Below are 18396 nucleotides of genomic sequence, written 5' to 3'. Positions count from 1 at the left end.
TCAAGTCCGCTGTCAGAGCGGGCCGAAAGGGCGGGACACACACCATGATGGGACCGGCACATTCCATCTCCGGAGCGGCGGCGTGGCTGTCCGTGGGAGCAATCTCCGCGGGACTCGGTCATCCGATGCCGTGGCCGACCATCGTGGTCGGCGCGCTGATCTGCGCCGGCGCGGCTCTCGCCCCCGACCTGGACCACAAGGCGGCGACGATCTCGCGGGCCTTCGGCCCCATATCGCGCGGGCTGTGCGAGATCATCGACAAGCTGTCGTACGCCACCTACAAGAAGACCCGGAAGCCCGGTGACCCCGTGCGCCAGGGCGGCCACCGCACCCTCACCCACACATGGCTGTGGGCGGTCCTGATGGGCGCCGCGGCCTCCGGCCTGGCCCTGGTGGGCGGCCGGTGGGCGGTACTCGTCATCCTCTTCGTGCACGCGGTACTGGCCGTCGAGGGACTGCTGTGGCGGCAGGCCCGGGTCTCCAGCGACATCCTGGTCTGGCTGCTCGGCGCGACCAGCGCCTGGGTACTGGCGGACGCCCTGGACAGCACCGAGAGCGGCAAGGCCTGGCTGTTCACCGAGCCCGGCCAGCACTACCTGTGGATCGGCGTCCCCATTGTGCTGGGCTCCATCGTGCACTGCATCGGCGACGCCCTGACCGTGTCCGGTTGCCCGGTGCTGTGGCCCATCCCGATCGGGCGCAGGCGCTGGTACCCGCTCGGCCCGCCCAAGTTCATGCGCTTCCGCGCCGGCAGCAAGGTCGAGGTCAAGGTGCTGACGCCTGTGTTCTTCGTGATCGGCGGCGTGGGCGCGGCCGGGGCCCTGTTCTTCGGCTGACCGCCCCGACCGCCGCCCGCACTGCCGCGTGGCACGCGGCGCCGTGCCGGTCCGCACTATCCGTGCCAGGACCGCCACAGCGCCGCGTAGGCGCCGTCGGCCTCGACCAGCTGATGGTGGCTGCCCAGCTCGCTGATCGCGGCCGTCCTCGACGACCGCGATCAGGTCGGCGTCGTGCGCCGTGTGCAGCCGGTGCGCGATGGCCACCACGGTCCTGCCGTCCAGCACACGGGCCAGCGACCGCTCCAGGTGGCGCGCCGCACGCGGGTCCAGCAGCGAGGTGGCCTCGTCCAGCACCAGGGTGTGCGGGTCGGCGAGGACGAGCCGTGCCAGCGCCACCTGCTGCGCCTGGGCCGGGGTCAGCGCGGTGCCGCCCGAGCCGACCTCGGTACCGAGGCCGTCGTCGAGGCCCCGCGCCCACCCGTCGGCGTCGACCGCGACGAGCGCCGCCCACAGTTCTCCGTCTTCCGCTCCCGCACGGGCGAGCAGCAGATTGTCCCGGAGCGTGCCGACGAAGACGTGGTGCTCCTGGTTGACCAGGGCCACGTGCTCACGGACCCGCTCCGCGGGCATCCGGGCCAGCTGGGCGCCGCCCAGGGTGACCTCGCCGGCCCGCGGGCTGTAGATCCCGGCCAGCAGCCGCCCCAGCGTCGACTTGCCGGCCCCGGACGGGCCGACCAGAGCCAGCCGGATGCCCGGGCGGACCCGCAGGCTCACCCCGTGCAGCACGTCGCTGCCCGCGCGGTAGCCGAAGCGCACCTCGTCGGCGTGGACGTCGCGTCCGTCCGGTGCCACCCGCTCGTCCCCGGCGCCCTGCTCGACCTCCCGGACGCCGACCAGCCGGGCCAGTGACACCTGTGCCACCTGCAGCTCGTCGTACCAGCGCAGGATGAGGTTGATCGGGTCGACCAGCATCTGCGCGTACAGCGCGCCCGTCGTCAGCTCGCCCACCGACACCCGGCCGTGCAGCACCAGCGTCCCGCCGATCAGCAGCACCGAGGCGAGGATGAGCATGTACGTCACGTTGATCACCGGGAAGAGCACGCTGCGCAGCCACATCGTGTAGCGCTCCCATTCCACCCACTGGTGGATGCGGGTGCGCGACAGCTCCTCGCGGCGGTCGCCGAGCCGGTGCGCCTCGATGGTGCGCCCGGCGTCCACCGACTCCGCGAGGACCGCCGAGACGGCGGCGTAGCCGGCGGCCTCGGAGCGGTAGCCCTGCGGAGCTCGGCGGAAGTACCAGCGGCAGCCGGCGAGCAGCACCGGCACGGCCACCAGCACCGCCAGCGCCAGCGGCGGCGAGGTGGCCGTCAGCGCGCCGAGCAGCAGGCCGCTCCACACCACGGCGATCGCCAGCTGCGGGACGGCCTCCCGCATCGCGTTGGAGAGCCGGTCGATGTCGGTGGTGATGCGGGACAGCAGGTCGCCCGTGCCCGCCCGCTCCAGGACACCGGGCGGCAGCCCCACGGACCGTACGAGGAAGTCCTCGCGGAGGTCCGCCAGCATCCGCTCGCCCAGGACCGCGCCGCGCAGCCGCACCTCCCGGACGAACACGGTCTGCACGGCGAGCGCCACGGCGAACAGCGCCATGGTGCGTCCGAGGTGCAGGTCGCGGCGGCCCGCTGCCAGGTCCTCGACGAGCCCGCCCAGCAGGTAGGGGCCGACCATCGAGGCGACGACGGCGACGGTGTTCACCGAGACGAGCAGCACGAACGCGCCCCGGTGCCGCCGGGCCAGCTCGCCGACGTAACGGCGCACGGTCGCGGGCGAGCCCACCGGCAGGGTCGTCACGTGCCGGGGCGCGGCCGGGTCGTACTCCGGCGGTTCCACGCCGATCATGCGGTCTCCTCGGCTTTCTCGAGTCGTGCGGATTGCCCGGGCCCCGCGGGTCCCTCGGGTTCGTTCTCGGTCTCGCGGGTGACGACGGCGCGGTAGCCGGCGTCGGCGCGGAGCAGTTCGCGGTGCGTGCCGGACGCGCGCACCGTGCCGTCCTCGACGAACACCACCCGGTCCGCACGGTCCAGCAGCAGCGGGCTGGAGGTGAGGACCACCGTCGTCCGGCCGGCGCGCAGCGCCCTGAGGCCCTGGGCGATCCGGGCCTCGGTGTGCGTGTCGACGGCGCTGGTCGGCTCGTCCAGCACCAGGACCTCCGGATCGGCGACGAGCGACCGGGCCAGCGCCAGCCGCTGCCGCTGGCCGCCCGACAGGGACCGTCCGCGCTCGGTGATCGGGGACCGCATCGGGTCCCCGGAGTCGTCCGCCGAGGCCTGCGCCAGCGCGTCGAGCACATCGCCGCACTGCGCCGCCGCGAGCGCCTCGGCCGCGGTGACGTCGCCGGAGGCGGGCACGTCCAGCAGTTCGGTCAGCGTGCCGGAGAGCAGCACCGGCTCCTTGTCCTGGACCAGCACGGCGGCGCGGGCCGCCATCAGAGGAAGGCCGTCCAGCGCGGTCCCGCCGAGCAGCACCGAGGGGGCGTCCCCGGAGCCGGCGGGGCTGTGCCCGCCCAGCCGGTCGGCGAGCGCGCCCGCCGGGTCCGGGTCCCCGCACACCACGGCGGTCAGTTCGCCGGCCGTGGCGAGCAGCCCCGTCTGCGGGTCGTGGAGGTCGCCCGCCGGCAGCCGGTCCGCGGAGGTCCACGTCCCGCGGTGGTCCCCCGTGCTGTCCCGCCGCAGTGCCAGCACTCCCGCGGCGCGCTGGGCGGACGGCCGCGAGAAGGAGTACGCCATCGCGATCTCCTCGAAGCCGCGCAGAGGGAACAGCAGGAAGACCACCGTCCCGTAGACGGTGACCAGTTCGCCCACCGCGATCCGTCCGTCCAGCGCCAGCCGTGCGCCGTACCAGGTGACCGCGAGCAGCAGCAGACCGGGCAGTGCCACTTGGACGGCGCTGATCAGCGCCCACATCCGGGCGTTGCGGACGGCGGCGCCGCGGACCTCCTGGGAGGCCTGCCGGTAGCGGGACAGGAACAGCTCCTCGCCGCCGATGCCGCGCAGCACGCGCAGTCCGGCCACGGTGTCGGAGGCGAGTTCGGTGGCCTTGCCCGCCTTGGCACGCTGCTCGTCGGCCCGCCGTGTCGCGTGCGGCAGCAACGGCAGCACCGACAGGGCCAGCACGGGGACGCCCGCGGCGACGATCAGCCCCAGTTCGGGCCGGTAGACGAGCAGCGCGACGGTGACGCCGACGGTCGCCAGCACGGAGCAGGCGAAGCGGGCCAGCGCCTCGACGAACCAGCCGATCTTCTCGACGTCGCCGGTGCTCACCGCGACGACCTCGCCCGCCGCGACCCGACGGGTGAGCAGCGAGCCCAGTTCCACGGTCTTGCGCGACAGCAGGAGCTGCACCCGGGCGGCCGCGGCGATCCAGTTGGTGACGGCGGTGCGGTGCAGCATGGTGTCGCCGACGGCGGTCACCACGCCCAGGGCGAGGATGAGGCCGCCCGCGAACGCGAGGCGCCCGGCGGAGCCGTCGACGACGGCCTGAACGGCGATGCCGACCGCGGCCGGGAAGCAGGCCACGGCCGCCATGTGGAGGGTGCCCCACAGCGCGGCCTTGACCTGGCCCCCGATCTGGCGCTGTTCCAGCCAGAGCAGGAAACGGAAGCCGGAGCGGGTGTCGGGGACACCCGGATCGGCATGGGGGAGAGCGCGTAGCGACATGACGTCCCGACATCGGTGCTGAGGGGTGGGAGCAGACGTGCCAGCGTCGCGTCATCGACGTGACGAATTCAACCCGTTTTTTCCCGAGGCGGGTGGAACGGGCCGCGGTCCGCATCCGTCCTCGACCAGGGGTGCGAAGATGGAGCGCGACTGCACAAAAGAGGGGCGGTTCGAGTGATGCGTGGGGCGGGGACGGTGGTCGTCGCGGCGGCGCTGGTGCTGCTGGCCGGCTGTGCCGGGGGCGCCGATGAGCACCGGGACACGTCGCGGCAGACGGTGAGGCAGCCGCCGCGAGCGACCCAGGCGGCCGCCACGCAGCAGATCCCGGGTGTCGGTCCCGCGCTGCGGTCGCGTATCCCGGCCGGTTCCCGTCAGGTCGTGGCGGTGTACGGGGACGATGCGCGTTCGGCGGACTCGACCATCGTGCTGTACACCCGGCAGGGCGACCTGTGGAAGCGCGAGCGCTCCTGGTCCGGGCACAACGGCAAGCGCGGCTGGACGACCGACCACCATGAGGGCGACAAGAAGAGTCCGGTGGGCGTCTTCACACTGTCGGACGCCGGCGGCGTTCTGGCCGAACCGGAGTCCCGGCTCCCGTACCACCACTCCTCCGCCTTCACCGCGCCGCGGTCGTGGTCCCGTTCGCACTGGCACGACTTCGACCTGGTCATCGCCATCGACTACAACCGGGTCAAGGGCACGTCCCCGCTCGACCCGACCCGGCCCCAGGGTCAGTCCAAGGGCGGCGGCATCTGGCTGCACATGGACCACGGCAGCGGTACGTCGGCCTGCGTCAGCCAGTCCAAGGCAGACATGGAGTACCTGCTGCGCACGCTCGACCCGGCGCTGCACCCGGTCGTGGTGATGGGGGACCGGGCGCACCTGAAGGCCTGACGGCTGATCAGGATGCCGGAGTGCGCGGCTTGCGGGACTGCTGCAAGAGCGAAGCAGGACTTTTCCGCAAGAAGTTGAAAGTTTTTCACGCGACGTATTGACGCTACCCGCCGGTGGCGCCAGTCTCCTACCCGGAGTTCCCACGGGCGGGAACTCCGCCCCCACACTCGATGGCCCGGCGCGTGGCTGTCTTCGGGGCACCTTTGTGCCCGAACACGAAGGAGCCGCACCATGAGATCGCGTTTTCTGCGCGCGGGTCTGGCCGCCCTGCTCGGCACGGCCGGGCTCGTCGGCGTCTCGCAGCAGCCGGCCGAGGCAGCACCGCCCGGAAGCAAGGACGTCACCGCCACCCTCTTCGAGTGGAAGTTCGCCTCGGTCGCCAAGGAGTGCACCAGCACGCTCGGCCCGGCCGGGTACGGCTACGTCGAGGTGTCGCCGCCCCAGGAGCACGTGCAGGGCGCGCAGTGGTGGACCTCCTACCAGCCCGTCAGCTACCGCATAGCGGGCCGGCTGGGCGACAGCACGGCATTCAGGAACATGGTCGACACCTGCCACGCCGCCGGGGTGAAGGTCGTCGCGGACGCCGTCATCAACCACATGAGCGCCGGCTCCGGCACCGGTACCGGCGGCACGTCGTACAGCAAGTACAACTACCCGGGGTATTACCAGAACCAGGACTTCCACTCCTGCCGGACGAACATCTCCGACTACACCAACCGCGACAACGTCCAGAACTGCGAACTCGTCGGGCTCTCGGACCTGAACACCGGCAGCGACTACGTGCGCTCGACGATCGCGGCGTACATGAACAACCTCATCGCGCTGGGAGTCGACGGATTCCGCATCGATGCCGCCAAGCACATGGCGGCCTCGGACCTCGCGGCCATCAAGGCCAAGCTCACCAACCCCTCGGTCTTCTGGGTGCACGAGGTCATCTACGGCTCCGGAGAGGCCGTGCAGCCCGGTGAGTACACCGGCACCGGTGACGTCGACGCCTTCCAGGGCGCGTACGACCTGAAGCGGATCTTCACCAGCGAGAAGCTCGCCTACCTCGGCAACTGGGGCGCCTCATGGGGCGCGGGCTACCTCTCGAGCGGCAACTCCCGCACCTTCGTCGACAACTGGGACACCGAGCGCAACGGTTCCACGCTCAACTACAAGGCGGGCGCGACCTACACCCTGGCCAACGTCTACATGCTGGCCTGGCCCTACGGCTCGCCGAACGTCTACTCCGGCTACGAGTTCTCCGACAACGACGCGGGCCCGCCCAACGGCGGCACCGTCAACGCCTGCTACAGCGACGGCTGGAAGTGCCAGCACGCCTGGCCGCAGATCGCGGGCATGGTCGGGTTCCGCAACGCCGTGGCCGGCACGGCGGTGACCAACTGGTGGTCCAACGGCAACAACGCCATCGCCTTCGGGCGTGGCAGCAAGGGCTACGTCGCCATCAACCACGAGAGCGGCCCGCTGACGCAGACCTTCACCACCTCGCTGCCCGCCGGCACCTATTGCGACGTGCAGCACAGCGGCGCCACCTACACCGTCGGCTCGGACGGCAGGTTCACCGCCACCATCGGTGCCAACGACGCGGTCGCGCTCCACACCGGTGCCCCGTGCGGCACCGGAGGCGGCACCACTCCCGCGAGCGGTGCGTCCTTCTCGGCCAACGCCACCACGGTGTGGGGCCAGAACGTCTACGTCGTCGGCAACAACGCCGCGCTCGGCAACTGGAACACCGGCAGCGCCCTGCCGATGTCCTCGGCGGCCTACCCGGTGTGGAAGCTCGACGTCTCCATGGGCGCGGGCACGTCCTTCGAGTACAAGTACATCAAGAAGGACAGCGGCGGAAACGTCACCTGGGAGTCCGGCGCCAACCGTACGGCGACCGTCCCCGCGAGCGGCAAGGTGACGCTGAGCGACACCTGGCGCGCCTGAGGCCCCGGCGCGTTTTGGCGCGCCGATTCCGGTCCTCCGGCCCTCAGCAGCGACCCGGCGCGGTGTCCAGGGCGGCGAGCAACGCCGTCAGGGCATCGCGCTGGTCCGTGTCCAGGGGGGCGAGCAGTTCCTCGGCCGCCGCCCGGCGGGCCCCGCGCAACCGTCGTACGGCGTCGTCGCCCTCCTCGGTGAGCTCGATGCGCACCACCCTGCGGTTGGCCGGGTCGGGCGCCCTGCGGACGAGCCCCCGCTCCTCCAGGGCGTCGGTCAGGCTCGTCACCGCGCGCGGCACGACGTCCAGCCGTTCCGCGAGGTCGGCCATCCGGGGCGCGGGCCCGCTCTTGAGGATGTGCGCGACCGTGCGCAGCATGCGCGCCTGGGCCGGCGTGACGCCCACCGGCTCCAGGTGCCGCCGCTGTGCGCGGTGCAGCCGGCGGGTCAGCCACAGCAACTGGTCGGCGAGGCGCCCGGTGGTCTCGTCGGTGTCCGCGGCGGAGGTGCGGGATTCCATGGTCAGAGGGTATCAGGATGCACTTCATTGTGAGTATAGGTAACAATGAACTACACTCTCATCGTTCTGCCCTGCCCGGAGCCTTCGGAGGCCCTTTGCACCCCGATGAAACCTCGCGGTGGACCCCGCCGCCCAAGGACCCCGCCCGACCCACCGACGTGCGCCGCGTCGTGCGGCTCTTCCGTCCCTACCGCGCCCGCCTCGCCCTCGTCGGACTCCTCGTCGGCGCCGCCTCGCTCGTCTCGGTCGCCTCGCCCTTCATGCTGCGCGAGATCCTCGACACCGCGATCCCGCAGGGCCGCACCGGGCTGCTGAGCCTGCTCGCCCTCGGCATGATCGCCACCGCGGTCCTCAACAGCGTCTTCGGAGTCCTGCAGACCCTGATCTCCACCACGGTCGGCCAGCGCGTCATGCACGACCTGCGCACCGCCGTCTACGAGCGGCTGCAGCGCATGTCGCTCGCCTTCTTCACCCGGACGCGCACCGGAGAGGTGCAGTCCCGCATAGCCAACGACATCGGCGGCATGCAGGCCACCGTCACCTCCACCGCGACCTCGCTGGTCTCCAACCTCACCAGCGTCGTGGCCACCGTCGTCGCGATGATCGCCCTGGACTGGCGGCTGACCATCGCCTCCCTGCTGCTGCTCCCGGTCTTCGTGTGGATCAGCCGCCGGGTCGGCACCGAACGCAAGAAGATCACCACCCAGCGCCAGAAGCAGATGGCCGCGATGTCCGCCATCGTCACCGAGTCGCTCTCGGTCAGCGGCATCCTCCTCGGCCGCACCATGGGACGCGCCGACTCCCTCACGCGCTCCTTCGCTGACGAGTCGGACCGGCTGGTCGACCTCGAGGTGCGCTCCAACATGGCCGGCCGCTGGCGCATGTCCACCATCGGCGTGGTCATGGCCGCCATGCCCGCGCTCATCTACTGGGTCGCCGGCATCGCCGTGCACGGAGCGGGCGGCACCGTGTCCATCGGCACGCTCGTGGCCTTCGTCTCGCTCCAGCAGGGACTGTTCCGGCCCACCGTCAGCCTGCTGTCGACCGGTGTCCAGATGCAGACCTCGCTCGCGCTCTTCCAGCGCATCTTCGAGTACCTCGACCTGCCCGTCGACATCACCGAGAAGGACGACGCCGTACGCCTCCCGCGCGTGCGCGGCGACATCCGCTTCGAAGGCGTCGGCTTCTCCTACGACCCGGCCTCGCCCGGGCGCACCCTCGACGGCATCGACCTGACGGTCCCGGCCGGCGGCAGCCTGGCCGTCGTCGGCGCCACCGGCTCCGGCAAGAGCACCCTGAGCTACCTCGTGCCCCGGCTGTACGACGTCACGGAGGGGCGCGTCACTCTCGACGGCCACGACGTGCGCGACCTGGCCTTCGACACGCTTGCCGCGTCGGTCGGCGTCGTCTCCCAGGAGACGTACCTCTTCCACGCCTCGGTCGCCGAGAACCTGCGCTTCGCCAAGCCCGACGCCACCGACGAGGAGGTCGCCGCCGCCGCGCGTGCCGCGCAGATCCACGACCACATCGCGGGCCTTCCCGACGGCTACGACACCGTGGTCGGCGAGCGCGGCTACCGCTTCTCGGGTGGCGAGAAGCAGCGACTCGCCATCGCGCGGACGATCCTGCGGGACCCCCCGGTCCTCATCCTCGACGAAGCCACCAGCGCGCTGGACACACGTACCGAGCACGCCGTCCAGGACGCCATCGACGGCCTCTCGGCGGGCCGCACGACGATCACCATCGCCCACCGGCTGTCCACCGTCCGCGACGCCGACCAGATCGTCGTCCTCGACCACGGCCGGATCGTGGAACGCGGAAGCCACGACGAACTGCTCGCCATGGACGGCCGCTACGCCGCCCTGGTCCGCCGTGACGCCCAACTCGTCCATACGGCATGATCCTCGGCCATGGGACCCATCGCGGGGGCGGAACTCCCCGGCTACCGGCAGATCGAGGCGGACGCCTGGACCAACGACCACGGCGACCTCGTCAGCCTGCACTGGTTCGACGTGCCGCCGGACATCCCCGCGCCCCTGGAGGACCTGCCGCGCCTGCGCCACGCCCTGGCCCACTACACGGCCGGGGCGGGCGGCGGCCTCATCGAGGCCGACGTCCTGCACCTGGGGACGGTGCCGACGCTGCGCCAGGTCATCAAAGTCCCCCTGCCGGACCGCCCCACCGGCCAGGCGTTCCTGGGCAGCTACACCCTTCCCCGCGCCTCCTGCAGCGCCGTCGTGAAGGTGCAGGCCCTGGAGCAGGGCACCACCGGCGCCCGGGAGGCGAAGGTGCTCATCGAACTCGGCCCCGAGCACTATTTCATGCCCCATCCGTACGCCGCCGACCTGCGGCAGGGCCTGCCCTTCCACTGGGGCGACGCCCCCCACTACGACGCGCACTTCCCGGAGCACCCCCTCACCCGGATCCGGGACGCGCTCGCCCAGCTCGCCGTGTCGCTCCGGGTCGCCCCGGAGTTCGCGGCGCTGCCGCCCTTCGCCGGACCGGCCTTCACCACGCCGTGAGCCGGGTGAGTAAGCGCACACCAGGGCCCGGGCGATCGCCCGCCCGGCACAGGGCGCCGGCGCTAGCCTGAGCGGCGCCGCGCAGACCGCAGGAGGTAACCGATGGCCGCGTCCGACCGCTCCGCCCTGCTGCTGGCCAGGCTGCTCGCCACCACGGGCACCGCACACTTCGTGGCGCCCCGGCCCTTCGACGCGATCGTCCCGCGCGTCCTGCCCGGTGAGCCCCGTACCTGGACCTACGTCAGCGGCGCGGTGGAGCTGGCGCTCGCCGCGGGCATCGCCCTGCCCCGCACCCGCCGGGCGAGCGCCCTGCTGGCGGCCGGCTTCTTCACCGCCGTGCTCCCCGCCAACGTGAAGATGGCCCACGACTGGCGCGACCGGCCCGCGCCCCTGCGGAAGGCGGCCTACGCCCGGCTGCCGCTGCAGGCGCCGCTCGTGCTGTGGGCCCTGAAGGTGAGCCGCGACAACCGTCCCTGACCGGCACGCGGGGCGTTGTCGGTACCTCGTTCTACTCTCGAACGGTGACCTCGCCCAGGAGTCTGTCCGTCGCCGTCGTCGCCGATCCCCTGGGGACCGGCGGGCGGCTGCAGGCGCTGCGCGAGGACGGCACCGCGGACGGGCCCCCGCAGACCGTCGGCGACCTCGCGGCGGCCGTCGCCGAGCGCGAGGCCCGGCAGGCGCCCCGCTGGGTGTGGGCGGCGACCGACGAGATCTACCCGTCGCTGCTGGAGCGGGTCCCGGTACGTCCGGCCCGGTGCCACGACCTCAAGCTCGTCGAGGCACTGCTGCTCGGATCCGAGGAACGCTGGGGCCTGCCCCGTTCGCTGGGCGCCGCGTGGGCCCGGCCGCGCGGGCTCCCCGTGCCGGAGGACGCGCGCGAGGGCGGCCCCGACGACCAGCCGGTGCTCTTCGCCGCCGACCGCCACCATCTGCCGCCGGGCACCGACCCGCTGGAGGCGGTGGTCGCCGTCCACGCCGACCAGCAGCGTCGCATCGCCCTGTCCGAACACCCCGACCGGCTGCGCCTGCTGTGCGCCGCCGAGTCCGCCGGCGCCCTGGCCGCCGCCGAGATGACCTGGGACGGCCTGCCCTGGAGCGCGGCCGCCCACGACGCGGTGCTCATCGGGCTGCTGGGCCCCCGTCCGGCCGGCGGCATCCGCCCCAAGGTGCTCTCCGAGCTCGCCACCGGCATCCAGGAAGCCCTGGGCCGCCCGGTCAACCCCGACTCGCCCGCCCAACTGCTGCCCGCCTTCGAGCGCGTGGGAGTGAAGATCGGCTCCACCCGCTCCCATGTGCTGCGGGAGGTCGGGCACCCGGCCGCCGCGCTGCTGCTGCGCTACAAGGAGCTCTCCCGCATCCACAGCGCCCACGGCTGGGCCTGGCGCGAACAGTGGGCTCCCACCGGGCGGTTCCACCCCGAATACGTCGTCGGCGGTGTCGTCTCCGGCCGCTGGGCCACCCGCGGCGGCGGCGCCCTGCAGATCCCCCGGCAGATCCGCGCCGCCGTGGTCGCCGACCCCGGGCACCGGCTGGTCGTCGCCGACGCGGGCCAGCTGGAACCCCGCGTCCTGGCCGCCCTCTCCGGTGATCCCGGGCTGATGGCGGCCGCCGCCGAGGGCGACCTCTACGCCGCCCTCGCGCACACCGCGTTCGGCGGCGACCGCGCCCGGGCCAAGCTCGGTCTGCTGGGTGCCATGTACGGCCAGACCAGCGGGGAGGTGGGGCCGCTGCTGGAAGTGCTGCGCCGCCGCTTCCCGGACGCCATGCGCCTGGTGGAGTCCGCCGCCCGTACCGGCGAGGGCGGCGGCGTCGTCCGGTCCCACCTCGGGCGTACCTCACCGGCCCCGTCCGCCGACCGGCAGGACCTCACCGACGCGCAGGCCCGCTCCTGGGGGCGCTTCACCCGCAACTTCGTCATCCAGGCCACGGCCGCCGAATGGGCGCTGGCCGTGCTGGCCTCCCTGCGCCGCCGCCTGGCCGCGCTGGGCGGAGGGCCGCGCCTGGTGTTCTTCCTGCACGACGAGGTCATCGTGCACACACCCCAGGAGCTGGCCCCCGACGTGGAGCGCGCCGTCGCCGAGTCCGCGGAGGAGGCCCGGCGCCTGCTCTTCGGCCCGACGCCGGTGCCCTTCCCGCTGCAGACCCATGTCGTCGAGTGCTACGCGGACGCCAAATGAGCGGCGCGCGGTCAGTCCGTGACGAGCACGACCTCCAGGGTGCGCGGCCCGTGCACACCCTCGACGCGGTCCAGCTCGATGTCGCTGGTGGCCGAGGGCCCGGAGATCCACGTCAACGGCCGGACGGGATCGAGCCGTTCCAGCGCCTGCGGCACCGAGTCCACGACCTGCTCCGGGACGCGCACGACGACGACGTGGTGGTCCGGGACGAGGGTGATCCTGCGCCGACCCTGGTCGGGCCCGGCATCCAGCACGATGGTGCCGGTCTCGGCGATCGCCACCGCGCAGCCGGTGACGACGCTGTCGACGGCGTCGAGCTCGCGCGCCGTCAGCCCGGCCGAGTCGGGCACCCGCTCCACCTCCTGCACCGCCGAGAGCCACCACTCCGGAAGACCGGGCGGTACGACGACCCGGCGGGCGCCGCGGGCGGCCAGCAGGCCCGCGAGGCGGCCGGGGAGTTCGTCGCCGGTGGCGCGGTGGACGATCGCACGGTAGTCGGCGAGGTTCTCGGCCAGCAGATCCGCGGTCTGTGCCGCGTCCCGTTGTCCGTGGACGCGCAGATAGCCGCGGTCCACCGCGCCGCGTGCCGGTGCCGCTTCGTGCGGCGCTCCGGCGAGGGCGCGGCGGATCCGCCCCAGGACCTGGTCACGGGTGCTCACTTGGTGCCCTCCCTGCTCTCGGTGCCGGTGCCGGTGCCGGTGGCTGTGCCGGGGTCCGGTGCGCCCGTCCCCCGGGTGCGCTGCCACCAGTCCCGGAAGGACTCCGCCGGCACCGCCGGGACGTCCCGGGTGTCGGTCCACGCCTTTCCGGGCCCCGGCAGCCGCCGCGGGTGGAACCTGCGGGTCCGCGACGCCAGCCGCTGGCCGGCGCGCAGCGCCGCCGGGTGGTCCAGCGTCCAGCGCGCCGCGCGCATGGCCGCCCGCTCCGCCGCGTGGCCCTTGGCGGGCCTGAGCGTCACCCTGTTGCCCGCCCGGGTCACCTCACCGCCCTGCACCACGCGTTCCCGCAGGTGGACGAGGACCTCCGGGATGTCGATGGCGACCGGGCACACCTCGTAGCATGCGCCGCAGAGGGACGAGGCGTACGGCAGCGAGGCGTCGAGCGCGGTGTCCGTGCCGCGGAGCTGCGGGGTGAGGATGGCGCCGATCGGCCCCGGGTAGGCGGAGCCGTACGCGTGCCCGCCCGCCCGCTCGTACACCGGGCAGACGTTGAGGCAGGCCGAGCAGCGGATGCAGCGCAGCGCCTGCCGGCCCACCTCGTCGGCGAGGGTGTCGGTGCGGCCGTTGTCGACCAGGACGAGATGGAAGGCGCGCGGCCCGTCCTCGTCGGTGGTCCCGGTCCAGGTGCTCGTGTACGGGTTCATCCGTTCGGCCGTGGAGGAGCGCGGCAGGAGCTGCAGGAACACCTCGAGGTCCTGCCAGCTCGGCAGCACCTTCTCGATGCCGACCACCGAGATCAGGGTCTCGGGCAGCGTCAGGCACATGCGGCCGTTGCCCTCGGACTCCACCACGACCAGGGTGCCGGTCTCGGCGATCATGAAGTTGGCGCCCGAGATGCCGACCTTGGCGCGCAGGAACTTCTCCCGGAGGTGGAGCCGTGCGGCCTCGGCCAGTTCGGCGGGGGAGTCCGACAGTCCCTCGGGTGCGGGACGGCCCCAGCGGCCCATGGCGTCGGTGAAGATGTCGCGGATCTCGGAGCGGTTGCGGTGGATCGCGGGCACCAGGATGTGGCTCGGCAGGTCGTCGCCGAGCTGCACGATCAGCTCGGCCAGGTCCGTCTCGTAGGCGGTGATCCCGGCCTCCGCGAGCGCGTCGTTGAGGCCGATCTCCTGCGTCGCCATGGACTTGACCTTGACGACCTCGGTCTCGCCGGTGGCGCGCACCAGGTCCGTCACGATGCGGTTGGCCTCGTCCGCGTCGGCGGCCCAGTGGACGGTGCCGCCCGTGGTGGTGACCGCCTCCTCCAACCGCACCAGGTAGTGGTCGAGATGGCGCAGCACATCGTCCTTGATCTGCTTGCCCGCCGCGCGCAACTGCTGCCAGTCGTCGAGTTCGGCGACGGCGCGGGCCCGCTTGTCCCGGATGGTGTGGGTGGCGTGCCGCAGGTTGCGGCGCAGCGTCGTGTCGCGCACGGCCTCGCCGGCGGCGACGGGGAAGGCGGGCATGCCCAGATAGGTGCCGCTCATCGGTTGCCTCCGTAGGGCTGCTCCTCGGTCGACGCGAGGATCTCGGCGAGGTGGACCGGCCGGACCTCGGAGCCGAGCCGGGCGAGGGTGCCGCCGATGTGCATCAGGCAGGAGTTGTCCACCGTGCACACGGCGCGTGCGCCGGTGGAGGTGATGTTGCGGGCCTTGTCCGCGCCCATGGCGGCGGAGACGGCCGCGTTCTTGACGGCGAAGGTGCCGCCGAACCCGCAGCACTCCTCGGCGCCGGGCAGCTCGACCAGCTCCAGCCCCTTCACATGGCTGAGCAGCTCCTGCGGGCGGCGGCCCAGCCCCAGCATCCTCAGGCCATGACAGGTCGGATGATAGGTGACGGGATGGGGGAAGTAGGCGCCGACGTCCGTCACCTTGAGCACATCGGTGAGGAACTCGGTCAGCTCGTAGGTGCGCGGCACGACTGACGCGGCGACGGCGGCGAGGCCCTCCCCGCGTCCTTCCGCGCGGGCCCGCTCGCCGATCCGGGGGTAGTTGTCACGCACCATCGCGGCGCACGAACCGGACGGGGTGACGATGTAGTCATAGCCCTCGAAGGCCCTGGCGTACCGCTTGACCAGGGGCTCCGTCTCGTGGCGGTAGCCGGTGTTGAACTGCGGCTGGCCGCAGCAGGTCTGTGCGGCGGGGAAGTCCACGGTCACCCCCAGCCGCTCCAGCAGGGTCACGACAGCCTTCCCCGTATCCGGGTACAGCGTGTCGTTCACGCAAGTGACGAACAGTGCTACGCGCATGCGGCCTCCTTACGGTCGGCACGGCCACCCGTGGGCTCATACTGCCGTATGTGCCCCGCACCATGGGGCAGAGATCGGATGTCTGCGCGTCGCAGAGGGTGCCATTGACGAGCCATGTCGGGGTGTCCTAACGTCCCTGCCATCGATTGAAACCTTTCATATCAGACCCGAGAGGCCAGGGCCGACCGTGCAGCGCGTCTGTTTCCTGTTGAAGGTCCGCGAGGACCGGCTCGCCGAGTACCGCGAGCGCCACGCCGCCGTCTGGCCCGAGATGCTGGACGCCCTCTCCGCCACCGGCTGGCACAACTACTCGCTCTTCCTCCGCGAGGACGGTCTGCTCGTCGGCTACCTGGAGACCGAGGACTTCGCCGCCGCCCAGGAGGCGATGGCGGCGACCGATGTCAACGCCCGCTGGCAGGCCGAGATGGCCGACTTCTTCGAGGCGCTGGACGGGACCCGGCCCGACGAGGCCATGCGGCCCCTCACCGAGGTCTTCCACCTGGCGTGACGCCGCACGGCCGCATCCCGCGCGGACGATCCGCCCCGCCCCGGAGGCTGCTGTTCCGCCCCGGAGCCCGCCGTTCCGCTCCACCACCGCCGTTCGGCCACCCGGACACAGTGGGCACCGACGCCGTCACGAATGCGTAGCATGAACCCGCGGCCTGCGGCGGGCCGGCGGCAGGAGGTAGGGCGGAGCTCGTGACACGCATGGTGGGGATCAAGGACGTCGCCCGGCAGGCGGGTGTTTCGGTCGGCACGGTGTCGAACGTGATCAACCGGCCCGACATGGTCTCCGAGGACACGCGTGCCCGCGTGCTGTCGGTCATCGAGCAACTCGGCTACGTGCGAAGTGAGTCCGCCCGGCAGTTGAGGGCGGGCCGCAGCAGGATCATCGCGCTGCTCGTGCTCGACATGGCCAACCCCTTCTTCGTGGACGTCGCCTCGGGGGCCGAGCGGGCCGCCCGGGAGACCGGGCTCGGGGTGATGCTCTGCAACAGCGGCGAGAGCCCCTCGGAGGAGGCCGACTACCTCGGGCTCTTCGCCGAGCAGCGGGTGCGCGGCGTCCTGGTGACGCCCGCGGACACCAGCGGCCGGAACATCACCTCCTTCCGGCGGCACGGCATCCCCTTCGTCTTCGTCGACCGCGTCGTGCCGAGCGCCGAGGCCTGCTCGGTGTCCGTGGACGACACGGAGGGCGGCCGCCTCGCCGTCGACCACCTCATCGAGCGCGGCCACGAGCGCATCGTCTACGTCAGCGGTCCGATGCACCTCGCCCAGTGCCAGGACCGGCGCGCCGGCGCCCTGGACGCGCTTGCCGCCGCCGGGCTCCCCGCCGAGTCCCTGGCGCACATCGAGGCCGAGCGGCTCGACGTCCCCTCCGGACGCGACGCCGGCGCCCGCCTGCTGGGGATGGCCAACCGCCCGAGCGCCGTCTTCTGCGCCAACGACCTGCTCGCGCTGGGCGTGCTCCAGGCGCTGTACGCCGCGGGCATCGCGGTGCCCGAGGAGATCGCCCTGGTCGGCTACGACGACATCGAGTTCGCGGCGGCCGCGGCGGTGCCGCTCACCTCCGTACGGCAGCCCGCGTACCGGATGGGCCGCGCGGCGGCCGACCTGCTCATCGAGGAGACCGGGGACGCGGCAGAGGAACACGAGCACCGGCGCATCGTCTTCCAGCCCGAACTCGTCGTCCGGGCCTCCACCCTCGGCAAGAGCGGCCGCGCCGTCCGCTGAGCCCTCAGGGGCGGCCCCGTTGCCTTCCCGGTACGCGGGACAGGGTTCCGGGCGTTCGGGACGGACGCCGTCAGCCGGCCGCGGCCACCGGTTCCGGCGCCCGGGTCCCGTCCCGTCCCCGCAGGTGGGCGCGGATCTCGCGGACCGCGCTGCGGCCGGCCCGGTTCGCGCCGATCGTGCTCGCGGAGGGGCCGTAGCCGATGAGGTGGATCCGGGGGTCGGCGGCGACCCGGGTGAGCCCCTCCAGGCGGATGCCGCCGCCGGAGCCGCGCAGGTGCAGCGGGGCGAGGTGGTCGAGGGCCGCGCGGAAACCGGTGGCCCACAGGATGACGTCGGCGGTGACATGGCGGCCGTCCGCCCAGCTCATGCCGTCCTCGGTGATCAGGTCGAACATGGGGAGGCGTTCGAGGATGCCGCGCTCACGGGCGCGTTCCATCGCCTCGGTCATGGGGAGCCCCGTCACGCTGACCACGCTCTGGGGCGGCAGACCCCGCTTGACGCGCTCCTCGACCAGCGCGACCGCGGCCCGGCCCTGCTCCTCCCCGAAGGGGCCGCCGTGGTAGACGGGAGGCCGCCGGGTGACCCAGGTCGTCGCGGCCGCGCCGCCCGGCTCGTGGAGCTCCATCAGCAGCTGGACGGCGGAGGTGCCGCCGCCGACGACGATCACGTGCTTCCCGGCGAACTCCTCGCGCCCGCGGTAGCCCGCCGTGTGCAGCTGGCGGCCGCGGAAGACCTCCTGGCCCGGGTAGCGCGGCACGAAGGGCCGGTCCCAGGTCCCGGTGGCGTTGATCAGCGCGCGGGCCGCCCAGGTGCCGGCGTCGGACTCGACCAGCAGCCGGCCCTCCGTGCCCTCACGGACCGTGGAGACGTCGACCGGGCGGTGCACGCGCAGGTCGAAGGTGCGCTCGTAGCGGTCGAAGTACTCCGCGACGACCTCGGCGGACGGCCGGGCGGGGTCGGCCCCCTCGAGTTCCATGCCGGGCAGCGAGTGCACCCCGTGCGCCCTGCCGTACGTCAGCGTCGGCCAGCGGTACTGCCAGGCGCCGCCGGGGCCGGGGGAGTGGTCGAGGACGACGAAGTCCTCGTCGGGCCGCATCCCCGCCCTTCGCAGGAAGTACGCGCCGGACAGCCCGGCCTGCCCGGCCCCGATGACGGCGACGTCCACATCCACATGGTTCACGCTTC

General features: G+C 72.7%; 15 protein-coding genes and 1 pseudogene. 9 read left to right on the top strand and 7 right to left on the bottom strand.

The window, feature by feature from the left end; genetic code table 11:
• The first annotated feature begins 44 nt into the window (after nt 1-44).
• Complete coding sequence (locus tag OIE69_RS07550) at nt 45-836, top strand: metal-dependent hydrolase (RefSeq protein WP_326571162.1); 792 nt, start codon at nt 45-47, stop codon at nt 834-836.
• Nucleotides 837-892: 56 nt separating this feature from the next.
• Here the strand turns inward: OIE69_RS07550 and OIE69_RS07545 are convergent.
• Nucleotides 893-2675 (bottom strand): annotated as a pseudogene (locus OIE69_RS07545) (ABC transporter ATP-binding protein).
• Nucleotides 2672-4492: an ABC transporter ATP-binding protein gene (locus OIE69_RS07540; protein WP_326571161.1), complete on the bottom strand. Its 1821-nt coding sequence runs from the start codon at nt 4490-4492 to the stop codon at nt 2672-2674. Before OIE69_RS07540 ends, OIE69_RS07545 begins: the two are co-directional and overlap by 4 nt.
• Before the next feature lie 177 nt (nt 4493-4669).
• On the opposite strand from OIE69_RS07540, the gene OIE69_RS07535 reads away from it, so the two are divergent.
• Both OIE69_RS07535 and OIE69_RS07530 read left to right on the top strand, forming a co-directional pair.
• The gene (locus tag OIE69_RS07535) at nt 4670-5386 is read left to right on the top strand and encodes a L,D-transpeptidase family protein (RefSeq protein WP_326571160.1); all 717 of its coding nucleotides are present in this window, start codon (nt 4670-4672) and stop codon (nt 5384-5386) included.
• 231 nt (nt 5387-5617) lie between these two features.
• Nucleotides 5618-7321, top strand: coding sequence for a carbohydrate-binding module family 20 domain-containing protein (locus tag OIE69_RS07530; RefSeq protein WP_326571159.1), 1704 nt, complete (start codon nt 5618-5620; stop codon nt 7319-7321).
• 43 nt (nt 7322-7364) lie between these two features.
• On the opposite strand, the gene OIE69_RS07525 is transcribed toward OIE69_RS07530, so the two are convergent.
• Nucleotides 7365-7832 (bottom strand): MarR family winged helix-turn-helix transcriptional regulator, encoded by a 468-nt coding sequence (locus OIE69_RS07525; protein ID WP_326571158.1) that lies wholly within the window; start codon nt 7830-7832, stop codon nt 7365-7367.
• A 158-nt stretch (nt 7833-7990) separates the two neighbouring features.
• On the opposite strand from OIE69_RS07525, the gene OIE69_RS07520 reads away from it, so the two are divergent.
• The 4 genes from OIE69_RS07520 (at nt 7991) to OIE69_RS07505 (ending at nt 12531) form a co-directional block, all read left to right on the top strand.
• Nucleotides 7991-9733, top strand: a complete 1743-nt coding sequence (locus OIE69_RS07520; protein WP_326581035.1) for an ABC transporter ATP-binding protein — start codon at nt 7991-7993, stop codon at nt 9731-9733.
• A 9-nt stretch (nt 9734-9742) separates the two neighbouring features.
• Nucleotides 9743-10354: a hypothetical protein gene (locus OIE69_RS07515; RefSeq protein ID WP_326571157.1), complete on the top strand. Its 612-nt coding sequence runs from the start codon at nt 9743-9745 to the stop codon at nt 10352-10354.
• A gap of 102 nt (nt 10355-10456) precedes the next feature.
• Complete coding sequence (locus OIE69_RS07510) at nt 10457-10831, top strand: DoxX family protein (protein WP_326571156.1); 375 nt, start codon at nt 10457-10459, stop codon at nt 10829-10831.
• Nucleotides 10832-10875: 44 nt separating this feature from the next.
• Nucleotides 10876-12531 (top strand): bifunctional 3'-5' exonuclease/DNA polymerase, encoded by a 1656-nt coding sequence (locus OIE69_RS07505; RefSeq protein WP_326571155.1) that lies wholly within the window; start codon nt 10876-10878, stop codon nt 12529-12531.
• An 11-nt stretch (nt 12532-12542) separates the two neighbouring features.
• Here OIE69_RS07505 and OIE69_RS07500 read toward each other — a convergent pair whose 3' ends face one another.
• The 3 genes from OIE69_RS07500 to OIE69_RS07490 are packed head-to-tail and all read right to left on the bottom strand — an operon-like array spanning nt 12543 to nt 15477.
• A complete protein-coding gene (locus tag OIE69_RS07500; RefSeq protein WP_326571154.1) occupies nt 12543-13190 on the bottom strand; it encodes a LutC/YkgG family protein in 648 nt (215 codons plus the stop codon).
• On the bottom strand, nt 13187-14716 hold the full coding sequence (locus OIE69_RS07495; protein WP_326571153.1) for a LutB/LldF family L-lactate oxidation iron-sulfur protein: 1530 nt from the start codon (nt 14714-14716) through the stop codon (nt 13187-13189). Before OIE69_RS07495 ends, OIE69_RS07500 begins: the two co-directional genes overlap by 4 nt.
• On the bottom strand, nt 14713-15477 hold the full coding sequence (locus tag OIE69_RS07490) for a (Fe-S)-binding protein (RefSeq protein ID WP_326571152.1): 765 nt from the start codon (nt 15475-15477) through the stop codon (nt 14713-14715). The genes OIE69_RS07495 and OIE69_RS07490 overlap by 4 nt, the downstream gene beginning before the upstream one ends.
• Nucleotides 15478-15664: 187 nt before the next feature.
• On the opposite strand from OIE69_RS07490, the gene OIE69_RS07485 reads away from it, so the two are divergent.
• Both OIE69_RS07485 and OIE69_RS07480 read left to right on the top strand, forming a co-directional pair.
• Complete coding sequence (locus OIE69_RS07485) at nt 15665-15985, top strand: L-rhamnose mutarotase (RefSeq protein ID WP_326571151.1); 321 nt, start codon at nt 15665-15667, stop codon at nt 15983-15985.
• A gap of 200 nt (nt 15986-16185) precedes the next feature.
• The gene (locus OIE69_RS07480; RefSeq protein ID WP_326581034.1) at nt 16186-17211 is read left to right on the top strand and encodes a LacI family DNA-binding transcriptional regulator; all 1026 of its coding nucleotides are present in this window, start codon (nt 16186-16188) and stop codon (nt 17209-17211) included.
• 70 nt (nt 17212-17281) lie between these two features.
• Here OIE69_RS07480 and OIE69_RS07475 read toward each other — a convergent pair whose 3' ends face one another.
• Nucleotides 17282-18382 carry an NAD(P)-binding domain-containing protein gene (locus OIE69_RS07475; RefSeq protein WP_392567654.1) on the bottom strand — a complete coding sequence of 367 codons (1101 nt, stop codon included), beginning with the start codon at nt 18380-18382 and terminating at the stop codon, nt 17282-17284.
• Nucleotides 18383-18396 lie beyond the last annotated feature (14 nt).

The organism is Actinacidiphila glaucinigra, from assembly GCF_035918135.1.
Classification (GTDB): domain Bacteria; phylum Actinomycetota; class Actinomycetes; order Streptomycetales; family Streptomycetaceae; genus Actinacidiphila; species Actinacidiphila glaucinigra.
Note: the sequence above shows the minus strand (reverse complement) of the source record. Positions and strands in the feature narration are given on the sequence as shown.